This window comes from Sphingobium sp. BHU LFT2, assembly GCF_018604485.1.
In the GTDB taxonomy this organism is placed as follows: domain Bacteria; phylum Pseudomonadota; class Alphaproteobacteria; order Sphingomonadales; family Sphingomonadaceae; genus Sphingobium; species Sphingobium yanoikuyae_A.
In genome coordinates this window covers 1-1,586 of the sequence record NZ_JAFCGW010000061.1, presented here as the reverse complement: position 1 = coordinate 1,586, position 1,586 = coordinate 1, and the positions used below count along the sequence as shown (strand labels likewise).

The window sequence follows — 1,586 nt, the reverse complement described above, 5'->3', positions numbered from 1 at the left end:
CCCTCATATTTCTGGTTGGTCCAATAATCATACCAGGCGGTGCCGGCGGGCAGATAGACCGACCGCTTGGTCTGGCCCTGCTTGGTCACCGGGGCGACCAGGAAGGCGGGGCCGAACATATATTGGTCGCCGATGTCCGACACCTTGGGATCGTTCGGGAAGTCCATGAACAGGCCGCGCATGAACGGCGCGCCGGTGTCATAAGTGTGGCGGCCCAGCGCATAGATATAGGGGATCAGCGTGTAGCGCAGGCGCAGCCAGTCGGCCAGGATCGGCTCGGCCGCCTTGCCATAGGTCCACAATTCCGTGTCCGGGCGCTGGCCATGGATGCGCAGCGTCGGCGTGAACACGCTATACTGGAACCAGCGCACGAACAGTTCGGGATAATCGGTATAATCCGCGCCCGCCGCCGTCATGCCGGCCGGATCGAGCAGCACCGGGTTCTGCGCCTTGGGGCCGCTCGGCCACTGCCAGCCGCCAATGTCGCTGCCCCAATAGGCCAGGCCCGACGCGGTGAAGTTGAGGCCGGCCGGCACCTGCCGGTCGAGCGCTTCCCAGGTCGACTTGATGTCCGACGACCAGAACAGGCCGCCATTGCGCTGCGAGCCCAGATAGGCGGCGCGCGCCAGGATCATGTTGCGGAAATTGGGGCGGTCGCGCTCCGAGCCTTCGGCCACGCCCGACGTATGCACCAGCGGGAACAGGTTATGATAGCGGTCGCCCGAACCGATCGAGTAGAAATAGCCGTCCGGCACCAGATCGGGCTCGGTCTCGTCCAGCCAGAACCAGTCGAAGCCCTGGCTCGCGATATTGTCGCGCAGCTTGCCCCAGAACCATTCCCGCGCTTGCGGATTGGTGCTGTCGATCAGCGCGCCGGCCCGGTCGGACCGCATCGGCAGGCCGTCGACCGGATTGCCGTCCTTGTCCTTCAGGAACCAGCCCTTGGACTTGAGGAACTCGAAATAGCGGCCTTCGCGCTCGAACCGCGGCCACACGCTGATGATCGACCGCATGCCCATGGCATTGAGCTGGTCGTTCATCCCCTTGGGGTCGGGATAATAGGTGCGGTCGATGTCGAGCTGGCCCATGCGGGTCCAGTAGAACCAGTCCAGCACCATGATATCGAGCGGCAGATTGCGCTGGCGATAGCCATTGGCGACGTCGAGCAATTCCTTCTGGCTCTCGTAGCGCGCCTTGCTCTGGATCAGGCCGAAACCGGCCTTGGGCGGCAGCGGCGTCGCGCCGGTCAGCCTGGCATAGCCGGCATAGAGGTCATCGGTGGTCTTGCCGGTGATGACGAAGAAGGAGACGCGTTCGCCGACCTGGCTCTGGAAGCGGGTCGAATTGTGCAGGCCCGGCCATACCAAAGTGCGCGCCGGATTGTCCCAGACGATGCCATAGCCCTTGTTGGTGACCAGGAAGGGGACGCAGACGGTCTCGCCGGCCGGCGCGTCATAGCTGTGCGAACAGTCGATCTGCTTGCCGCGCAGATCCATATAGCCTTCCTGGTTCTGGCCCAGGCCGTAATAATGCTCGTCCAGCGGCGCGTCGAAGCTGGCGCCGACCTTGAAGGTCTTCTCGCCATT

General features: G+C 63.8%; 1 protein-coding gene. It reads right to left on the bottom strand.

All coding sequences use genetic code 11. From position 1 onward, the window contains the following. Window positions 1–1,586 (bottom strand): glycoside hydrolase family 31 protein (locus JQK15_RS26405; protein WP_214869605.1); only part of this gene is annotated, 1,586 nt, incomplete at both ends.